The following is a 21,280-nucleotide window of genomic DNA, read 5'->3' as shown; positions in this document are numbered from 1 at the left end:
TTGTCGTGCCTGTAAATGTTATACCCGTTACTTAATAGTGTTGTAATACTTGTTGAGCAATACTTAAGTTGTTTGATGATTGAGTTATCTGGCTGAGTATTGCAGGTTATATATTCTCGGGTTCCTAATTTCTAGGTCGTTCTCGTATTTTCGTTTCTGTTGTTTTTTTGCTGGTTGCTGTTAATTAAATAAATATACATAAATTAATAGTCACTAGAAAATTTGCAACCTTCTAATTCTGACTGTCTACTGTAAGGACTCTCGATGGCATACTCTTATACTGAAAAAAAGCGAATTCGCAAAAGTTTTGCCCAATTGCCCAATGTCATGGACATACCCTATTTGTTGGCAATCCAAGTGGATTCTTACGAGCAATTTTTACAGGAGCATAAAAAGCCAAAAGGTCGTGAGAATACTGGATTGCAAGCTGCATTTTCTTCAATTTTTCCAATTGAAAGTCATACTGGTAATGCTGAGCTGCAATTTGTTGAGTACTATTTAGGTGAGCCTGAGTTTGATGAGCGTGAGTGTATCTTACGTGGTTCAACTTTTGCTGCCCCCATGCGAGTAAAAATCCGTTTGGTTATCAAAGATAAAGATAGCAAAGATAAAAATAGTAAAGCGGCAATTAAAGATATTCGTGAGCAAAATGTGTATATGGGTGAAATGCCCTTAATGACTCAAAATGGTACCTTTATTATCAATGGTACTGAGCGTGTGATTGTGTCGCAGTTGCACCGTTCTCCTGGTGTTTTCTTTGACCATGATAAAGGTAAGTCGCATTCTAGTGGTAAGGTGCTATATAACGCTCGTATCATTCCTTATCGTGGTTCATGGTTAGATTTTGAGTTTGATGCCAAAGATTTGGTTTATGCACGTATTGACCGTCGTCGTAAATTATTAGCGTCTATTATTTTACGTGCGCTGGGTTTAGATACCAATGAAATTTTAGACATCTTCTTTGATAAAGTATCTGTTTATAAAGGTGCAGAGCAATTTGAGATTGACCTTGTACCTGACCGCTTGCGTGGTGAGATGGCACAATTTGATATTGTCTCACCAGAAGGTGATGTGATTGTTGAGCAGGGAAAACGTATCAACGCTCGTCGTATCCGCCAAATTGAAGAAGCGGGTATGAAAAAACTGGCAGTGCCAGATGAATATTTGTATGAGCGTATTTTGGCAGAAGATATTGTGGTTGATGATGAAGTCATTGCTCGAGCCAATACCTTGATTGATCATGAGCTGTTGGTTAAGCTCAGTGCTCTTGACGATGATTTTAAAGAATTTAGTATTTTATTTACCAATGATATCGACCATGGTACTTACATTGCGGATACGCTACGTGCTGATACAACTGCTAGCCGTGAAGAAGCATTGGTTGAGATTTATAAAGTGATGCGTCCCGGTGAGCCACCAACGCTAGATACCGCAGAAAAATTATTTGAAAGCATGTTCTTTAATGCTGATCGCTATGATTTGTCTAATGTTGGCCGTATGAAATTCAACCGTCGTTTGGGTCGTCCGTTTGAAAATACTGATGATCCCAATATACAGCGTGAGCAAAGTGTGCTGTCAAACCAAGACATTATTGATGTGCTTAAAGAGCTGATTGAGATTCGTAATGGCCGTGGTGAAGTCGATGATATCGACCACTTGGGTAACCGCCGTATTCGCTCGGTAGGTGAGATGGCAGAAAACCAATTCCGTGTGGGTTTAGTGCGTGTTGAGCGTGCAGTCAAAGAGCGTTTAAGCTCGGCTGAATCTGATAATTTATCACCACAAGATTTGATCAACTCAAAACCTGTGGCAGCGGCGGTTAAAGAATTCTTTGGCTCAAGCCAGTTATCACAGTTTATGGATCAAAATAACCCATTATCTGAGATTACCCATAAGCGTCGTGTTTCAGCATTAGGGCCTGGTGGTCTAACACGTGAACGTGCAGGCTTTGAGGTTCGTGACGTACATGATACCCATTATGGTCGTGTGTGTCCGATTGAGACACCAGAGGGTCCAAACATTGGTTTGATTAACTCGTTGGCAGTTTATGCGCGTACCAATAGCTTTGGTTTCTTAGAAACACCTTACCGTAAAGTTATTGATGGCAAAGTAACCGATGATATCGAATATTTATCTGCCATTGAAGAAGTGGGTACAGTGATTGCACAGGCGGATTCACCCATGAATGATCAAGGTGAATTGTCTGAAGATATGGTGATGGTACGTAGCTATGGTGAATCTGTACGTATGCCAAGTGAGAAAGTAACTCACATGGATGTATCACCACGTCAGGTTGTATCAGTTGCTGCAAGCTTAATTCCATTCTTGGAGCATGATGATGCGAACCGTGCCTTGATGGGGTCAAACATGCAGCGTCAGGCGGTTCCAACCTTGCGTACAGATAAGCCATTAGTCGGTACAGGTATGGAGCGTCACGTTGCTCGTGACTCAGGTGTGTGTGTGATCGCCAAACGTGGTGGTGTCATTGAAGATGTGGACGCTTCACGTATTGTGGTACGTGTGCATGAAGAAGAGATGCAAGCTGGTGAAGCAGGTATTGATATTTATAACTTAATTAAATATACCCGCTCAAACCAAAATACCTGTATTAACCAGCGTATTATTGTCAATCAAGGCGATGAAATTGCTTCAGGTGACATTTTGGCAGATGGTCCATCAACTGACTTAGGTGAGTTGGCACTCGGTCAAAACATGCGTGTGGCATTCATGCCTTGGAATGGTTACAACTTCGAGGATTCGATTTTGTTATCAGAGCGTGTAGTAAAAGAAGATCGCTTTACTACCATTCATATTCAAGAATTAACTTGTGTGGCTCGTGATACCAAATTAGGTACCGAAGAAATTACCGCTGATATTCCAAACGTTGGTGAAGCAGCACTATCAAGTCTAGATGAAGCAGGTATTGTGTATATCGGTGCGGAAGTTGATGCAGGTGATATTCTGGTTGGTAAGGTGACACCAAAAGGTGAAACACAGCTTACGCCAGAAGAGAAACTATTGCGTGCCATCTTTGGTGAGAAAGCCGCTGATGTAAAAGATACGTCACTGCGTGTACCATCTTCAACCAAAGGTACGGTTATTGATGTGCAAGTATTTACTCGTGATGGTATTGAAAAAGACAGCCGTGCGCGTGCCATTGAAAAATCACAGCTAGACAGCTATCGCAAAGATTTAAAAGAAGAGCTTAGAATCTTTGAAGAAGCTGCCCGTAGCCGTATTGGAACCCTACTTGATGGTCAAAAAATCAGTGGTGGAGCAGGTCTAAAATCAGGCACAGTCTTAGGTCTTGATGAGCTTAAAGAAATGAGCTTGGAGACACTGCTTGATATCCAGCCTGTTGAAGAAGAAATCGCTGAGCGTTTAACACAGATTGCTGAGTTTTTAAGTGACAAACAAGATGATATCGATACTAAGTTTGCTGAGAAAAAACGTAAGCTAACCTCAGGTGATGAATTGGCACATGGCGTACAAAAAATTGTCAAAGTGTATTTGGCAGTAAAACGTCGTATTCAGCCAGGTGATAAAATGGCGGGTCGTCATGGTAACAAAGGGGTGGTATCACGTATCATGCCAGTTGAAGACATGCCTTATGATGAGCATGGTAACCCTGTTGATATCGTGTTGAACCCACTGGGTGTACCATCACGTATGAATATCGGTCAGGTACTAGAAACCCATTTAGGTATGGCTGCCAAAGGTTTGGGCGATAAAATAGATGGTATGCTCAAAGCACAAGCTGCGGTGACAGATTTACGTGAATTTTTAGATAAAATCTATAATCAAGTGGGTGGTGAGCCAGTAGATTTAGACAGCTTAAGTGATGAAGATATTTTGACACTTGCTAATAATCTACGTGGTGGCGTACCTATGGGTACGGCTGTATTTGATGGTGCTAAAGAAAGCCAAATCAAAGACTTACTTGAGTTAGCAGACTTATCAAGAACGGGTCAGCAAACATTATACGATGGTCGTACTGGGAAAAAATTCGACCGTCCTGTAACCGTTGGCTATATGTATATGCTGAAGCTTAACCACTTGGTTGATGATAAGATGCATGCGCGTTCAACAGGATCTTACTCACTAGTAACTCAGCAACCTCTCGGTGGTAAAGCACAGTTTGGTGGTCAGCGTTTTGGTGAGATGGAAGTGTGGGCATTAGAAGCTTATGGTGCTACTTATACCTTACAAGAGATGCTTACTGTGAAGTCAGATGATGTTGAAGGTCGTACGCGTATGTACAAAAACATTGTCGATGGTGAGCAGTATATGGATCCTGGTATGCCTGAGTCATTTAACGTATTGACCAAAGAAATCAAATCACTGGGTATTAATATTGAGCTAAAAGACAACAAATAAAAATTGGCTGATTGATTAGTAAAGATGATGTGTTGCAAAGTGAGAATGCATAATAAAGCTTACTTTAATTTACATCATCTTTATAGCCAGTGTATTGATTGTCGGGTAGAAAACACGCAAATATATTCAAACCCCATTCCATTCATAGCCTTCATTGGTCTTATAAATTGGAGTAGGTAAGCGTTACTTATATCATATAGATTAAATCTGGCTGTTCTCAATGTAATTAGCAGTAATTTAATAGTAAGTTAGTATCTATAGATAAAAATTAGCAGCCATACTACAAAGCAATAAGACTAAAACACAGATAACGGAGAAGCCGCTTGAAAGATTTACTCGATATTATGAAAAGCCCTGCCGATAATGGCAAACGTGAATTTGATAGCATTCAAATCTCATTAGCAGCACCTGAGACCATCAAATCATGGTCGCACGGTGAAGTTAAAAAACCAGAAACCATTAATTATCGTACCTTTAAACCTGAGCGTGACGGTCTTTTCTGTGCCAAAATCTTTGGTCCAGTAAAAGATTTTGAATGTCTATGTGGTAAGTACAAGCGTCGTAAGTTCCAAGGTGTTATCTGCGAAAAATGTGGCGTAGAAGTGACCACCGCAAAAGTACGCCGTGACCGTATGGGACATATTGACCTTGCTAGCCCTGTGGCACATATTTGGTTTTTAAAATCATTACCAAGCCGTATTGGTCTATTATTAGATATGACCTTGCGTGATATTGAGCGTGTATTGTATTTTGAAAGCTATATCGTGACTGATCCTGGCATGACTAGCCTTGAGAAGTATCAGTTGCTTGATGATGAAGACTATTACAAAGCACTTGAAGAATTTGGTGATGAATTTATCGCTAAGATGGGTGCAGAAGCGGTTCAAGACTTATTAAAAGATATTGATATTGATGTTGAGATTGATGAGTTGCGTGAAGCCATTCCACAAACTGGCTCAGAAACCAAGCTCAAAAAAATGTCAAAACGCTTAAAGCTGCTTGAAGCATTCCGTGACTCTAATAACAAACCTGAGTGGATGGTAATGACCGTGTTACCAGTATTACCACCTGATTTGCGCCCATTAGTACCACTAGAAGGTGGTCGTTTTGCTACCTCAGACTTAAATGATTTGTATCGCCGAGTCATCAACCGTAATAACCGTTTAAAACGTCTGCTGGAGTTAAATGCCCCTGACATTATTGTGCGTAACGAAAAACGTATGCTACAAGAATCAGTCGATGCGCTACTAGATAACGGTCGTCGTGGACGTGCGATTACAGGTAGTAACAAACGTCCATTGAAATCTTTGGCAGATATGATCAAAGGTAAGCAGGGTCGTTTCCGTCAGAACTTATTGGGTAAACGTGTTGACTACTCTGGTCGTTCAGTAATCGTGGTTGGTCCTACACTGCGCTTGCATCAGTGTGGTCTACCGAAAAAAATGGCATTAGAGCTATTTAAGCCATTTACCTATGCAAAACTACTTTCACATGGTATTGCAACCACCATTAAGCAAGCCAAAAAAATGGTTGAACGTGAAGAGCCACCTGTATGGGATATGTTGGCGATGGTGATTCGTGAACACCCTGTACTGCTAAACCGTGCACCAACGTTGCACCGTTTGGGTCTACAAGCATTTGAGCCCGTATTAATTGAAGGTAAAGCCATTCAGTTGCACCCCTTGGTTTGTACAGCATTTAACGCCGACTTTGATGGCGACCAAATGGCAGTGCACGTACCATTAACGCTAGAAGCTCAGCTTGAGTCACGAGCTTTGATGATGTCAACTAATAACATCTTATCTCCTGCAAATGGTGATCCCATCATCGTACCATCGCAGGACGTTGTATTGGGTCTGTATTATATTAGTCGTTCGTCAATCAATGCCAAAGGCGAAGGCATGATATTCTCGACTGTTAATGAAGCCCTACGTGCCATTGGTTCTAATGATTTACATGTGAATGCCAAGATTAAAGTACGTGTGACTGAAACCGTTGTTGATGAAGAAGGTAATGAAACAAAGCAAACCAGCTTAAAAGATACAGTGGCTGGACGTTTGTTGATTTGGAACATCATGCCAAAAGGTATGGCGTTTGATGAGTGTAATAAAGAGATGACCAAAAAGAACATCTCTGGACTATTAAACTCTTGCTATCGTAAATTGGGCGTAAAAGACAGTGTTATGTTTGCTGACCAATTGATGTACCTTGGGTTTGCACAAGCAACCTTGTCAGGTGTGTCTATTGGTATGGAAGATATGGTTATTCCACCTGCCAAAAAAGCAATTATTGAAGCAGCTGATGAAGAAGTACGTGAAATTGAAGAACAATTTGCCCAAGGTTTTGTGACTGCGGGTGAGCGTTATAACAAAGTTGTTGATATCTGGTCACGTACCAATGATAAAGTCGCTAAAGCGATGATGGATAACCTAGCCACAGATAAAGTCATCAATGCGCAAGGTGAAGAAGAAGAGCAAAAATCATTTAACTCTATCTATATCATGTCAGACTCTGGTGCTCGTGGTAGTGCAGCACAGATTCGTCAGTTAGCAGGTATGCGTGGTTTGATGGCAAAACCAGATGGTTCTATCATCGAGACACCCATTAAAGCAAACTTCCGTGAAGGTTTGACGGTACTACAGTACTTTATTTCAACGCACGGTGCACGTAAAGGCTTGGCAGATACAGCATTGAAAACGGCCAACTCAGGTTATTTGACTCGTCGTTTGGTCGATGTCGCACAAGATTTGGTTATTACTCAAGATGATTGTGGTACGGATAAAGGCGTGTTAATGACACCACACATTCAAGGTGGTGAAGTAATCGAGAAGTTAGGCGATCGTGTGTTGGGTCGTGTTTCTGCCCAAGATGCAATTAATAAAGCAGGGGAAGTGGTTGTTCCTGCGGGCACATTGATTGATGAGCATTGGGTTGAAGTGTTGAACCATCAAGGTATTGATGAAGTTTGGGTACGCTCAGTGATTACTTGTGATGTTGCACATGGCGTATGTTCACAGTGTTATGGTCGTGACCTTGCTCGTGGTCATAAAGTTAATATTGGTGAGTCTGTTGGTGTTATGGCAGCGCAATCAATTGGTGAGCCAGGTACTCAGTTGACCATGCGTACCTTCCACGTGGGTGGTGCGGCAAGTTCTACTTCAGTGGATAACAGCGTGGCAGTACGTAATGCAGGTCAAGTGCGCTTCCATAATATGAAAACGGTAGAGCATGCTGATGGTCATTTAGTGGTGGTCTCTCGTTCAGCTGAGATTGGTGTTGCTGATGACCTAGGTCGTGAGCGTGAGCGTTATAAAGTACCTTATGGCTCATCTGTGACCGTTAAAGATGAAGATATGGTAGACAGTGGACAAACCATTGCTAAATGGGATCCACATACGCATCCAATTATCACAGAATTTGCGGGTAAGGCACGCTTTAGTGACATTACAGAAGGTGTTACCGCCACTGTGAAAATTGATGATGCCACTGGTATGAGTTCATTTGAGATCTTAGGTGCAAAAGATAGAACCAGTGCGGGTAAAGATTTGCGTCCTGCTGTTATCTTAGATACACCAGAAGGTAAAGAAGTGGTTTACTTCCTACCTGCTGATACCATCATTCGTGTTAGCGATGGTCAAGATGTCACCGCTGGCTCAGTTTTAGGTCGTGTACCACAGGCAACCTCAGGTACCAAAGACATTACTGGTGGTTTGCCTCGTGTTGCAGATTTATTTGAAGCCCGTCGTCCAAAAGATCATGCGATTATGGCTGAGATGTCTGGTGTGGTGAGTTTTGGTACTGCTACAAAAGGGAAAAATCGCTTTGTCATTACCAATGAAGATGGTGAAGTGCATGAAGAGCTTATCCCTAAATGGCGTCAAATTAACGTCTTTGAAAATGAGACAGTTGAACGTGGCGAGGTCATCTCAGATGGTCCATTAAACCCACATGATATTTTACGTCTAAAAGGTGAAACTGCACTGGCTAACTACATCGTCAATGAAGTACAAGATGTATATCGTTTGCAAGGGGTGAAAATCAACGATAAGCACATCGAAGTTATCATTCGCCAGATGCTACGCAAAGTAGAAGTAACTGATGGTGGTGATTCAAGCTACTTTAAAGGTGATCAAGTTGAATATGCAGACATCAAAGCGCTCAATGAAAAACTGATCAGTGAAGATAAATTCCCTGTGCAGTTTGAGCGTCAGCTGCTGGGTATTACCAAAGCAAGTCTTGCCACAGAAAGCTTTATTTCAGCCGCTTCTTTCCAAGAGACAACCCGTGTGTTAACGGCTGCTGCGGTGACTGGTAAAGTCGATGATCTACGTGGCTTAAAAGAAAACGTTGTCGTTGGTCGCTTGATACCAGCAGGTACGGGTCTTGCGTATCATGAAGCCCGTAAGCAAAAAGCGGAAGCTTATGATGTTGATAGTGCCATTGATACCGCATTTGATGATGTGATGAGCACGACAACACAAGACTTTAGTAGCTTTGATGAAGCCTTTGCTCAAGAGCTAAGTCAAGACAAAAATGCTGACTAAGCTGTAGTAAAACTTATCGGATTGAAGTGATTAAAAAGCCAGTATTGATGATGCTGGCTTTTTTTATGGATTCTATTTTAAGATACTATTGAAATTCAAATGAATAACATGTAAAGCAATGAAAGGGTGAGTTATGTCAAAGAAAAATCGGGTAGCCCGTTATCAGGCAGATCGGACCAATCAAAAATTCTACTTTTGCCGCTTAGCGTGTAAGCAAGCAGCGCAAATACAAGATAAACAACAATATCAAGCCAGTTGTGAGACCGCAATTTTTCATCTGCAAGGGGCATATTATGCATTTTTGCAAGAGTTGGCACAGTTTTATGCTATTGATACACCCACACCAAGTATTGAGTATTTACAGGAACAACTCGCTGCCAAAACGCTTATTTCACCAGAGCTTGAGCGATTAAAACAAATTAGGCAAGATGGAGTATTGGCAAATATTCTCAATGCTTATCAGCGTTGTCAGTATATGCCAAAGCCAGAGCTGGCTGCTATTGAGCAGTCTACAAGCACTGATTTGATTGTTAATGTGGTCACGTTATCTAATCAATGGCTACCAGATGAACAAACCATACGAGAATGGCGACAGGAATTTATGGCTTTTATTGATTCGCTACGAGCAGGTATGGCGGAATATTAGAGCCTTTTAGATAGTTAACCAAAAAACAGTGTGGGCAATACTGGTAGGGTTATTTATGGCTTATAACAGCTATATTTGAGCAGTGACATTAAAAAAAAGGCTAATACCAACTGTGTCAAGTTAGTATAAGCCTGTAATAAAATGTCAAACTAACCCTTCATTAATCACCTAAAGGCGGTAGTTCATCTACCTTTTTTACTGTTAAAGGTGTACTGCGAGCGGGTGATTGTGCTTGCTCATCCTCAGATGGTTTACTTTTCTTTGTAGGCTTAGGTTGCTGCTCAGTGGTTGAGGTTGCTGCTGGAGTAGGGCGCTTTTTAGCAGTTGCTTTTGGTGGTTTTATATTTGGATCGACTAATGGGATTGGAGCCTCTTTTTGTTCTTCTTCTAGCTGCTTTTCACCATCTTCTGTGATATCGACAATTTTCTGTTCTTGTTTCTCAGATTTGGCTTCATTGTTGATAGACACCCATTGGCGAGGACGATCTTTGAGCTGGGTACGCATAAAATCAATCCATATAGGTAAAGCGGCAACACCACCATATTCATGATAACCTAAAGAAGTGGGTGTATCAAAGCCAACCCATACAATGGTAACAAGAGAGGGTTGGAAGCCTGCAAACCAAGCATCACGATAATCATTTGTTGTCCCTGTTTTGCCACCGATGTCATCACGTTTGAGAGTTTTGGCTCGTACTGCTGTACCTCGTTGTACCACGTCACGTAATATATCTGCCATTTCATAGGCAACAGAAGCAGATAGAATTCTTGGTGCTTGTTCAGCTTCGCTATATTGAACAGTGGGTGGTCTGAGTCGATCAGACTGCGGTCCTGCATCATAGATAGGATCTTGGTTATGTTGTTGTGCAGTTGTCAAGGTTTGAGCAGGAGGTGTCGCATTACTGTCATCGCTTAAATTATCTTGGGATTCTGTATTATCATCTTCTAAGCTTAATACCTGTTCATCACTTTTTTGTGGCGCATCACTGGATTGCTCAGATTCAGACTGTTTTAGTAATTTTTCATTAAGCTTATCAAGAGAGTTGTTAAAACAAAGTGCACATGCCTGTGCAGGATTGGCTTGATACAGTAATTTGTTATCAAAATTATAAATTTGAGCAATAAAATAAGGTTGAATACGATGACCACCATTGGCAAAAGTTGCATAGGCAGTTGCCATTTGTAACGGTGTTGCTTGTCCTGAGCCTAAAGCCAAAGATAATGTGGTTGGTGTTTTATCTTTGTCCAAACCAAACTGTTCTAATAAATTACGTGCATTTGGTATACCGACTGCACTTAATAGGCGAATTGAAACCAGATTGCGTGATAAATATAAGCCTTTACGTAGAGGAATGTTGCCATAATAACGACCATCTGAATTTTTTGGCTTCCAGCTACCAACTTGTAGTGGGCTGTCAGATACCAGCGTATCAGGACGATAGCCTTTTTCTAAAGCGGCTGAATAGATTAAGGGCTTAATGGTAGAGCCAGGTTGACGCCAACCTTGTATGGCTCGATTAAATTTACTTTGGCGAAAATCAAAACCACCTACCAAAGCTTCAATACCACCTGTTTCTGGATTGAGCGCAACAATACTACCTTGCACATCAGGCAGTTGCATCAACTTCCAAGAAGATTTGTCTTTATTGGGTAATAAATAAACAATGTCATCTTTTTTGACTAGCTGTGAAGCATTTGAAGGATAGCCACCTGTACGGTTTACAGAGTAATATTTTTTTGCCCACTGCATCCCTGACCAGTTGACAGTGACTTTTTCATCTGATGCTAAAGTGGCCTCAAAGCTGCGAGAAGAGACTTTGGTCACTTTGGCAGGTTGTATGCTACCATAAGATTTAAACTTATTTAGTGGTTCACCATTGGCAACTGCACCACGCCAACCGTGACGCTGATCATAATTAATTAAGCCACGTTTTAGTGCAGTTTCGGCTTGTTGTTGGGTATTACTATTAACGGTTAAACGTACTCGCCAACCAGAATTAACAACATTAGCACCATATTGAGAAACTAAGGTATATCGGGTCATCTCAGCCAAATAAGGCATATTGACATCAAGTTTTTCTTTATAAATATTGAGCCCTATTGGTGAAGCAACAGCTTGGTCATATTGTTGTTGGTTGATATATTGATGCTTAAGCATTTGCCCTAATATCCAGTCGCGACGCTCTAAAGCGCGTTCAGGATTGACCACTGGATTATATCTTGAGGGTGCTTTGGGCAGACCTGCAAGCATTGCCATTTCAGCAATACTGAGATTTTCTAATGATTTACTATAGTATTTTTTTGCTGCAGCACGAATACCATAAGCACCTTCACCCAAATAGATTTTATTGACATACAAGGTTAAAATGTCTTTTTTACTCAGTTCATCTTCAATTTTGCGTGCTAAGAATAATTCTGTTAATTTACGGTTTAAAGTACGTTCTGGAGATAAAAAGTAATTTTTTGCTACTTGCATGGTGATGGTAGAGCCACCCGTTTGCTGTTCATCGCTATTGGAGACAACTTCGGTAACAGCGCGACCTAGCCCTTTGATACTGATGCCACTGTGTTCAAAAAAACTAGAGTCTTCTGCTGCCAAAAAAGCATTGACTAAGTTTGTAGGGATATCATCGTAAGAAACGGGCAATGACATACGATTGCCGTATTGTCCAATTAATTTATTGTCTTGACTATAAATTTGTAAAGGCATTTCAAAATGAGCCGCTGTCATGTCATCTGTGCTTGGCAGGCTCGGAGCGATATACATTGCCATGCCATAAAAACCAATTGGCACAGCCAGTGCTAGTACGACAGCAAAAGCTAGAATCGCCAGCAACAAATTTAAAAAATAATAGAGATGCGAAGAAACCGCTTTTTTTGACATAAGTACTCAAATGATAAAAATAAAATGTCAGTAATGAACGACATATCAAGCTTAAAATGGTAGCATAACCTAAAAGACTAGTATAAATATTCTAGAATTCTAGAAAAATATGCAAGAAAAAAAATATTTAATGACAATATTATAACCTGAACTATGCCAAGATTTAGAAATAATTGTATAATTGTCAAAAAATATGTATTAGGATACTTGAATCTATCTTACAAGTAACATATTGTATCCTTGTACAGAACAAGGATTGAATAATAACTATATTTCATTTTCATTTTTAAGAGGAATTTGGTTTGTGAGGCTATTTACCCCCAAAGGTCGTCAACTTATTGGAGTAGATGTTAGCTCAACATCTGTGAAAATAGTGGAGATACAACGTCAACAAGGTTTATTCCATCTAGCATCCTATGGTATAGAGCCATTGCCTCCTGGGCAAGTGGTAGAAAAATCCATAGTCGATATTGAGGCAATTGGAGATGCCATATCCCGTCTTACTAGGAGGCTAAAGCTTAGTAGTAAAAATGCTGCTACGGCAGTCTCTGGTGCTGCGGTTATTACGAAAGTGATAGACATGGATGCAAAGTTAAACGATACAGAGCGTGAAGCTTTGATACGTTTAGATGCGGAACAATATATTCCATATCCTTTGTCAGAAGTTAATATGGATTTTGAAGTACTCGGTCCTTCAACCCTAGATGATGAATTGGTACAGGTGTTGTTAGTTGCTTCAAGATCAGAAAATGTTGATCAAAGAGTGGATGCGTTAGCATTTGGTGGTTTATCAACAAAAGTTGTAGATATTGAGTCACATGCCATGGAGCGTGCGTTTGGACTGATTGCTGATACCCTACCAAATCAGCCTGAAATCACTGCATTGATTGATATTGGGCATACACAGACGACACTTTATATTGTAAAAGATGGTGAGTTTGTCTATAGTCGTGAGCAGTTATTTGGTGGTATACAACTGACAGAAGCCATTCAAAATCGCTATGGTGTCAATTATGAAGAGGCTTATTATCATAAGCGTGATCAGACACTACCAGAAGATTATCGAAGCGAAGTGCTGCTGCCATTTGTAGATGATCTCATTCAGCAAATGACACGTTCACTACAATTTTATTTTTCCTCTAGTCAGTATAACAATGTAGATTATATTATGTTGTGTGGTGGCAGTGCAGCGATACCAGATTTAACCAATTTAGTAGCACAAAAGTTAGGTGCGACGGTGTCAATAGCCGATCCCTTCACTAATATGTCAATTGCACCCCAAATAAATGCAGAACAGCTAGCAGTTGATGCACCAAGCTTGATGGTAGCATGTGGTTTGGCATTAAGGAGTTTTGACTAATGGCACGCATTAACTTATTACCTTGGCGTGAAGAAGAGCGAGAGCGCAAAAATAAAGAGTTTATTACTCAGGTGATTGCGGTTGTCTTATTTTCTTTACTGGCAGCATTTGCCGTTTGGTCATTTTATAATCGTGAGTTAGAACAACAACAACAGGCAAATGAGCTTATCCGTACTGCCAATACCAGCTTGGATGCAGATCTGAAACAAATTGATGATTTGGAAGTGCGTCGTGATGCAATCATCTCACGTATGCGTGTTATTCAAGATTTACAAGGGCGTCGACCTGTACCTGTTAGAATTTGGGATGACATTGCAAAAGCAGTTCCTTCAGCAATGTATTTGACCAACTTAAAAAGAGAGGGAGATTTAATCACCTTTACTGGTCGGGCGGACAATCCAAATATTGTATCAAGCTTAGTGCGTAACTTAAATGCCAGTGATTGGATGCATGATTCTAAGCTTAAGTCTATCCAAGATGATATTCAGGCATATCAGCCTAAAGTGAATCCCACAGTTGTCGATCAGACAACAAGACCTGTTTATCCTGAAGATAGCTATATACAGTTTGTAGTGACCACTCAAGTAGTTGCCGGTACACCTGATGAGAGTGGTTTGGATAACGCTCCTGAGAATCAAGCTGACGCAGGAGGACAATAATGGTGAAGCTTACAAAGAAAAAATCGGCAAAAGCTGCTAGTAAAACAAAAACGCCAAAAAAATCATTTAATTTTCAAGATTTTCGACGTAGTTTTGAGTCTCTTGATTCACAAAATTATGGCTCATGGCCAACTCCTGTTAAAGTCACTGTCTTTTTATTATTAGTGGGTGTCATTGCCGCCTTGGTATATGCTTTTCCTGTTAGTAGTAAAATGGATGAAATTACAGCAGCCAGTGCTGAGCAAGAGACCTTATTAACTGAATATCGTGACAAAGAGTCAAAGGCACGTCATTTAGCTGAGTATGAAGCTCAAGTAGCACAAATGGAGAAGGATTTTAATGAGCTCGTCAATCAGCTACCAAAAGATACAAGAATTCCTGAGCTGTTAGAAGGTATTAATATGACTGGTGTTGGTAGTAATATTCGCTTTCAAGATATCTCGGTAGAAAACGAAGTGGAGCAAGAGTTCTTTATTGAACAGCCAATTCGTATTGCTGCACTTGGGGATTATCATGAATTTGGTGCATTTATCAGTGGCTTGGCTGCACTACCTCGTATTATTACCATACATGACTTTGAAGTAAATAATCCACAGCCAACATTGGAAGAGATTCCGCAGTTGAATTTGGTGCTTCAAGTTAAAACATATCGTTCAAAAGATGCGGATCAGATTCCAACTGAGAGTTCTGACACCCCCGCAGCTACCGATAATCAAGGGGAATAATTGATGAATATGAAACAATTACCTTCCTCACTACATATACTGGCTTTTGGTTTTATGGCAATAGGCAGCTTGATGTTGACAGGCTGTACAGATCGGGTAATGGTTGCTGAGGAGAAGATGACAGAAATACGCAATTCTCCAGCTCAGCCCATTGAACCACCTCCAGAGCCAGAATTGGTCGAAGATTATGTCTATGATGCCAGTGATCTACGTAGCCCTTTTTTACCCCAAAGCTTATTGAATTTACAAAACCAAATCGAGAATGATGATGGTGTGACACTGGATGTGACACGAATTAAAGAGCCATTAGAGGATTATGAACTCTCTCAACTTGTTTATCATGGTGTGATTATATCACCAGAAGGTGTCCAGTACGGTTTGGTACAACGACCTGATGGTCTGGTACAGAATGTAAAAGTGGGCGACTATATGGGTATGAATAATGGTCGTATCGTGGAGATCACCTCAACGCAGATCAATTTGATAGAAATTGTCCCTGATAACCGTGGTCGATATGTTGAAAAACCTGCTTCTTTGATTTCTTCTCCATAGATTATTTGCTTTTTTGAGGATTAAAATAATGACAATTCATAGCAATAGTAAGGCTTCAATGATTACTAAATATTCCACGCCTTCGACCTTTGTATTAACTGCCATCTCTGCTAGTTTGATGATGATGAGTAGCTCTGTTTTTGCTGCTAATGCCATCATGGCGATGGATGTCACAAAGCCGACACCAAATTTAACCCAGCTTAGATTAGACTTTGAGGGTCAACCGAGCTTACCTGAAGCGTATCAGTTGGATAATCCATCACGTTTGGTATTAGACTTTAATGATATTAACAATCAATTGTCGAGTCCTCTCACCACTTTCAATCAAGGTGTGATTAAAGAAGTGAGTACATTAGGAGATGAAACCACAACACGTTTGATTGTGGGGTTAGATTCTCCTTCTAGCAGTGCAAACAATTATGCCACACAAGTAGAGGGTAACTCGCTATATATCAATATCACACCACAATCAAATACAAATGCTTATTCTGTAGTGTCTACCTCTGGGCAACAGACGGTTGTGTTGAGTGATGATTTGCCTGCTGCACAACCTATTATTGTTGAGCCAACGTCAGTGACGACTAATGGTACAGGGACTAACAATCAACAAAAGCAAACTGTGGCTAAAGACACCATGATTGTTAAGGTTAATCCATTACTGAATCCACAAGTATCTGCTGCTGTTTCACGGCAATATAGTTATGATGGTTTATCTGCTGTTAATTATGTTGGAAATGCACAAGGTGGTGGTAATATTAACATTACCCTAACCAATGAAGACATTCCAATCGACTTACAGCGTCAAGGCAATAAATTAGTAGTACGTATGACAGGTGCGACAGTGCCACGCAACTTGATACGCCGATTAAATGCTGGTGGATTGGTGGCGTCGATAGATGCGACCAATCAAAACCAATCCGGTGTGATTACTATTAATATGGCGCAAGATTTTGAGTATCAAGCTTACCAAACAGGCAATCAATTGACTATTAGTGTGAGTCAGCCGGAGTTGTTACGACCACCCACTCTTGAAGAAAAAACGTACACTGGTGAGCCTATTTCCTTTGAAATTCAAGACCTGCCTATTCGTTATGTTTTGGATCTGTTGGCAGATGCGACCCAAACAAATATTGTCGCAAGTGACAGTGTCTCTGGTAACATGACTTTACGACTTTATAATGTGCCTTGGGATCAAGCTTTAGATATTATTCTAAAAAGCAAAGATTTAGGCATGCGTAAAAATGGCAATGTCATATTGATTGCGCCAGCAGGTGAACTCGCAGATCAAGAAGCCAAAGAGTTAGAAGCACAGCAAAAAGTAGATAATTTCTTACCTTTGCGTACTGAGTATATTCGTTTAAGTTATGCAAAAGCAGAAGATGTACAAACCTTGATTTCCCAAGGTCATGGATCTAATCGTGGTGCTAATAACTTAAATATAGATAGTGGATCTTTGCTATCAGATCGTGGCACAGTGACAGTCGATTCACGTACCAATACGTTAATCGTACAAGATACGACGGACAGTATTGAAAACATACGTGAATTGGTAGCAAAAATTGACATACCAGTACGTCAGGTAATGATTGAAGCTCGTATTGTCAGTGCAAATGATACCTTTAGTAAAGAGCTTGGTGTTCGTTGGGGGATTTTATCAAATGGTGCAGCTAACAACCGTAATTTATTAGTTGGTGGTAGTAACCAAACTCTATGGGATTTGAAGCATTTTGATGTTCAGACCACAACGGTTAATGGACAGCAAGTGTCTTATCCTAGCTATAATATTAGCCGCCCAGATAACTTAAACGTAGATTTGGGTATTGCTAATCCAGCAGGACGTATTGCTTTTGGTTTGCTTAGTATGTCTGATTTGATGTTAGATTTAGAGTTATCTGCCATGCAAGCAGATAATCGTGGTGAGGTGATCTCAACACCAAAAGTGTTGACTGCTGATAAACAGACCGCACGAGTATCTTCTGGTACTCAAATACCCTATCAAGAAGCTTCTGCAAGTGGCGCAACCACAACCAGCTTTAGAGAAGCAGCGCTAAGTTTGGAGGCAACGCCAAACATTACTCCAGATGGCAAAATTGGTTTGGAGTTGGTAGTAACCAATGGTACACCAACGACTTATAATGGTACGATTGCAATCGCTGAGGACTCTATTAGTACCAATGTGATTGTTGAAGATGGACAGACGGTGGTATTAGGTGGTGTCTTTAGAAATACCAAGTCTAATGGGGTAGAAAAAGTCCCATTCTTAGGAGATCTACCGTATGTGGGTCGTTTATTTAAAAGTGATGTCAGACGTAATGACAAACAAGAGTTATTGATCTTTGTGACACCAAAACTGATTAATGATGGTGTGAGTCGTATTAACTAGTTGATCTAAAGTGTATCAAGTTTCCGTGAGTTAAGCTTGATACACTTGTATCAGTTAGGTGGCATTTTATTAAAAAAGCAATCTTTTATAGATTGCTTTTTTTTACTGTGATTAAAATATCACAGTTATTTTTGTTTTTTGCTGGGATTTGTTCTTATTTATTAGTATTGAGTTTTTAACTGACCTAGCCTTTAATGACATCCCGTTGTATTATAACTTATTTATTTAGAGATAGTGATATGCAAAATGAGGTGTCTTCAATCTTCATTGTAGGACCAATGGGGGCAGGTAAAACGACCATTGGTCGCCTGCTGGCAAAACACATGGATCGTGAGTTTATTGATAGTGATCATTTTATTGAGGCGCAGTCAGGAGCAGATATTGCTTGGATTTTTGCTAAAGAAGGGGAAGACGGGTTTCGAGAGCGGGAGAGTCGTGCCATTGATGTATTAACACAGCGTCAAAATATTGTGTTAGCGACAGGTGGTGGTGTGGTGATGCGAGAGTGTAATCGTGACTGGTTAACACAGAGAGGCATTGTTATTTATTTGCAAGCCAGTGTTGAGACTCAAATGCGTCGAACCCTAAAAGATAAGTCTAGACCTTTATTACAGCAGCCCAATCCTAAGCAAGTGCTTAGTGATTTATTTAAGATTCGTGATCCTTTATATCAACAAATTGCGGATATTATTATCGTCACAGGTCATACATATCCACGCCAGATGTTACATCAGATTGTTGCTGAATTGCAGCGTGCCTATCCACAATTATACTTATCTAGCTAATTTGTTATTTAAGCAGCTAAAATATAGCTTAACTCAGATGAGATGTGTGAAATACTCTCTATTTATATAGGAATCCCTATGTTTAATCCACTGATTGTTGCGACCCCAAGTCATAATTATCCAATAATCTTTGCAGATGATTGCATCATGGCAACACAGATTGCGCCTTTTATTCATGGGCGACAAGTATTGATAGTGACCAATGAGACAGTCGCTCCACTATATCTTGATGCGTTGGTTAACGGACTAACTAAAGGTGGTGAGGCAGCCACAGAAGATAAGCCATCTAATTTTGAGGTGGCTTGTTGTATTTTACCAGATGGTGAAGAGTATAAAACCCAGCAATATATTAATCAGATTTATGATGCATTAATGACCAGACATTTTAATCGAGATGCAACATTGGTGGCTCTTGGTGGTGGTGTGATTGGCGATATGACAGGCTTTGCTGCAGCAACGTTTATGCGTGGGGTGAATTTTATCCAAATTCCGACTACCTTATTGTCACAAGTGGACTCTAGTGTGGGTGGTAAAACAGGCATTAATCATCCACTGGGTAAAAATATGATCGGTGCGTTTTGGCAACCACAGATGGTGCTGGCAGATATGCATACCTTGAGTACTTTGCCGCAGCGAGAGCTATCAGCGGGAATGGCCGAAGTGATTAAATATGCCCTCATTATGGATGAAAGTTTTTTGACATGGCTAGAAGAAAATATGTCAGCACTGATGCGTTTAGATAAGCAAGCAATGGCTGCTGCTGTGGCTCGTTGCTGTCAATATAAAGCAACGATTGTGGCAGCAGATGAGCGTGAAGCGGGTAAACGGGCATTACTTAATTTTGGACATACTTTTGGACATGTGATTGAAACTCATGAGGGTTATGGTACATGGCTACATGGAGAAGCCGTCGCAGTAGGTATGCTACAAGCCGCAGAGTTGTCTTATAAAATGGGTTGGTTATCATCAGCCGATGTTGGCAGAATCGAATCAATTTTGCAACAAGCAGGATTGCCAATACGACCGCCTAAAATTGCGCTAACAACAGCCAAACAGTTGATGAGTCATGATAAAAAAGTGAAGTCGGGACAGTTACGATTGATTTTGCTAAAATCAATCGGTGATGCGATTGTTACTTCTAAGTTTGATGAAAGTATGTTAAACGAGGTATTATCGCTTCACAGTACAAGTACTAAGCAGTGAATGAAGACAAACACTGGAATCTAATATTAGGGCACTGAAGTCTATGGCATCTAAACCAACAAATATACAAACTGATCAAGTTTTAAGAAAACGTCAGCGCATACAGACGTTATTATGGTTTTTTATGGCGCTTATTTTTGCTACATTGACATTATTATTATGGATGTCACAAGCTTCAGTAGCCTCTCCTGCACAAGTGGTTAAAAGCCCTGATACTCAAGAAACCATGGCAACCGCAAAATTTGATAGTCCTTCTCAGATAGCTTCATTACATGAGTTAGATAATGAGGTAACACCTATTAGCTTTGATCCTTTGGTGCGTGATATGCGCCAATATCCTGATGAATTTAAAGATAAACAGTTCTTAAAAAGTCATGCGGGTAAATGGACTGTGCAGGTGATGGATGTCTCTGAATATAGGATCATTACTGAGTATCTAAATAGCCGAGAAGATAGAGACAAATTTGTTTTTTTCCGCTATCGAGATGAGAGTGATCAGCCACGTTATATTTTATTTTATGATACTTATCCTTCAGCACAGATGGCGATGGGCTCTGCAAAGTTAACAGACTTTAATTTACCTGCAAATGTACGTGTGATCCCAGAAGAAATTAACCGTTATTTGAGTGTGATTGAGAATTATGAATTATCTGAACCCATGCAAAATCTAGCAGACTCTCCTGTACGCAAGGTGAAGTTACAACCTACTCGTCGTGAAGTACCTGTACGTGTTCCTAAACAAGAAGTTGTTGTTGATAATGAGCCACAAAGAACCGCTGAAAAAGCGGCTGTAAAAGAGCAAAAGCCTGACAACACAAATAATAATGAGGAAAAACAGCCGGTTAAGTCGATTAAAAACTCGACAAATCGTGAAGATACCTTAGTAGTCAATGAGGCACGTGAAATATCAGCAGTAGAAAAAGAGGGAGCACAGGCAGAGAGTGATAATACAAAATCTACTGCGGCAGCGAAAAAACCACCTACTAAAAAAGAGACGGCAGCGACTAAAAAAACGAATGCATCAGCAAAAGATAAGAGTGGCGCTGATAAAGTAGATTCTATCAAAGAGTTGATAGAGGAAAAAACTGAGTAAATTGAATGTATTATGTTATAAAAAAGATGGGAGAGTTTTTTATTAATTAAGTTTGCAGACCTGAGCCTT

General features: G+C 40.3%; 12 protein-coding genes. 11 read left to right on the top strand and 1 reads right to left on the bottom strand.

Annotated elements, in window-relative coordinates; all coding sequences use genetic code 11:
• The first annotated feature begins 264 nt into the window (after window positions 1-264).
• The 3 genes from rpoB (at window position 265) to FHK89_RS12310 (ending at window position 9,567) form a co-directional block, all read left to right on the top strand.
• A complete protein-coding gene (gene rpoB / locus FHK89_RS12320) occupies window positions 265-4,377 on the top strand; it encodes a DNA-directed RNA polymerase subunit beta (protein ID WP_230660868.1) in 4,113 nt (1,370 codons plus the stop codon).
• A 323-nt stretch (window positions 4,378-4,700) separates the two neighbouring features.
• On the top strand, window positions 4,701-8,921 hold the full coding sequence (rpoC, locus tag FHK89_RS12315) for a DNA-directed RNA polymerase subunit beta' (RefSeq protein WP_230660865.1): 4,221 nt from the start codon (window positions 4,701-4,703) through the stop codon (window positions 8,919-8,921).
• Window positions 8,922-9,054: 133 nt separating this feature from the next.
• Window positions 9,055-9,567 carry a DUF6586 family protein gene (locus tag FHK89_RS12310; RefSeq protein ID WP_230660862.1) on the top strand — a complete coding sequence of 171 codons (513 nt, stop codon included), beginning with the start codon at window positions 9,055-9,057 and terminating at the stop codon, window positions 9,565-9,567.
• A 160-nt stretch (window positions 9,568-9,727) separates the two neighbouring features.
• Here FHK89_RS12310 and FHK89_RS12305 read toward each other — a convergent pair whose 3' ends face one another.
• A complete protein-coding gene (locus FHK89_RS12305) occupies window positions 9,728-12,451 on the bottom strand; it encodes a penicillin-binding protein 1A (RefSeq protein ID WP_230660860.1) in 2,724 nt (907 codons plus the stop codon).
• Between the two features lie 304 nt (window positions 12,452-12,755).
• Here FHK89_RS12305 and FHK89_RS12300 point away from each other — a divergent pair, with 304 nt between their 5' ends.
• From FHK89_RS12300 to FHK89_RS12265, 8 genes are all read left to right on the top strand, one after another.
• Window positions 12,756-13,811, top strand: coding sequence for a pilus assembly protein PilM (locus FHK89_RS12300; RefSeq protein WP_230660857.1), 1,056 nt, complete (start codon window positions 12,756-12,758; stop codon window positions 13,809-13,811).
• On the top strand, window positions 13,811-14,470 hold the full coding sequence (locus tag FHK89_RS12295; protein WP_230660854.1) for a PilN domain-containing protein: 660 nt from the start codon (window positions 13,811-13,813) through the stop codon (window positions 14,468-14,470). The genes FHK89_RS12300 and FHK89_RS12295 overlap by 1 nt, the downstream gene beginning before the upstream one ends.
• Window positions 14,471-14,472: 2 nt before the next feature.
• On the top strand, window positions 14,473-15,195 hold the full coding sequence (locus FHK89_RS12290; RefSeq protein ID WP_442966594.1) for a type 4a pilus biogenesis protein PilO: 723 nt from the start codon (window positions 14,473-14,475) through the stop codon (window positions 15,193-15,195).
• A 3-nt stretch (window positions 15,196-15,198) separates the two neighbouring features.
• Window positions 15,199-15,747: a pilus assembly protein PilP gene (locus FHK89_RS12285; RefSeq protein ID WP_230660848.1), complete on the top strand. Its 549-nt coding sequence runs from the start codon at window positions 15,199-15,201 to the stop codon at window positions 15,745-15,747.
• 28 nt (window positions 15,748-15,775) lie between these two features.
• Window positions 15,776-18,130, top strand: a complete 2,355-nt coding sequence (gene pilQ / locus FHK89_RS12280; RefSeq protein ID WP_230660846.1) for a type IV pilus secretin PilQ — start codon at window positions 15,776-15,778, stop codon at window positions 18,128-18,130.
• 239 nt (window positions 18,131-18,369) lie between these two features.
• Window positions 18,370-18,915 carry a shikimate kinase AroK gene (gene aroK / locus FHK89_RS12275; RefSeq protein ID WP_230660843.1) on the top strand — a complete coding sequence of 182 codons (546 nt, stop codon included), beginning with the start codon at window positions 18,370-18,372 and terminating at the stop codon, window positions 18,913-18,915.
• Between the two features lie 78 nt (window positions 18,916-18,993).
• Entirely contained in the window at window positions 18,994-20,118 is a 1,125-nt protein-coding gene (gene aroB, locus FHK89_RS12270; protein WP_230660840.1) for a 3-dehydroquinate synthase, read from the top strand.
• A 43-nt stretch (window positions 20,119-20,161) separates the two neighbouring features.
• Entirely contained in the window at window positions 20,162-21,211 is a 1,050-nt protein-coding gene (locus tag FHK89_RS12265; RefSeq protein ID WP_230660837.1) for a hypothetical protein, read from the top strand.
• Window positions 21,212-21,280: the final 69 nt, after the last annotated feature.

Source organism: Psychrobacter sp. I-STPA10, assembly GCF_021012795.1.
Taxonomy (GTDB): domain Bacteria; phylum Pseudomonadota; class Gammaproteobacteria; order Pseudomonadales; family Moraxellaceae; genus Psychrobacter.
The sequence above is the reverse complement of the archived record's forward strand: the minus strand, read 5'-3'. Positions and strand labels throughout refer to the sequence as shown.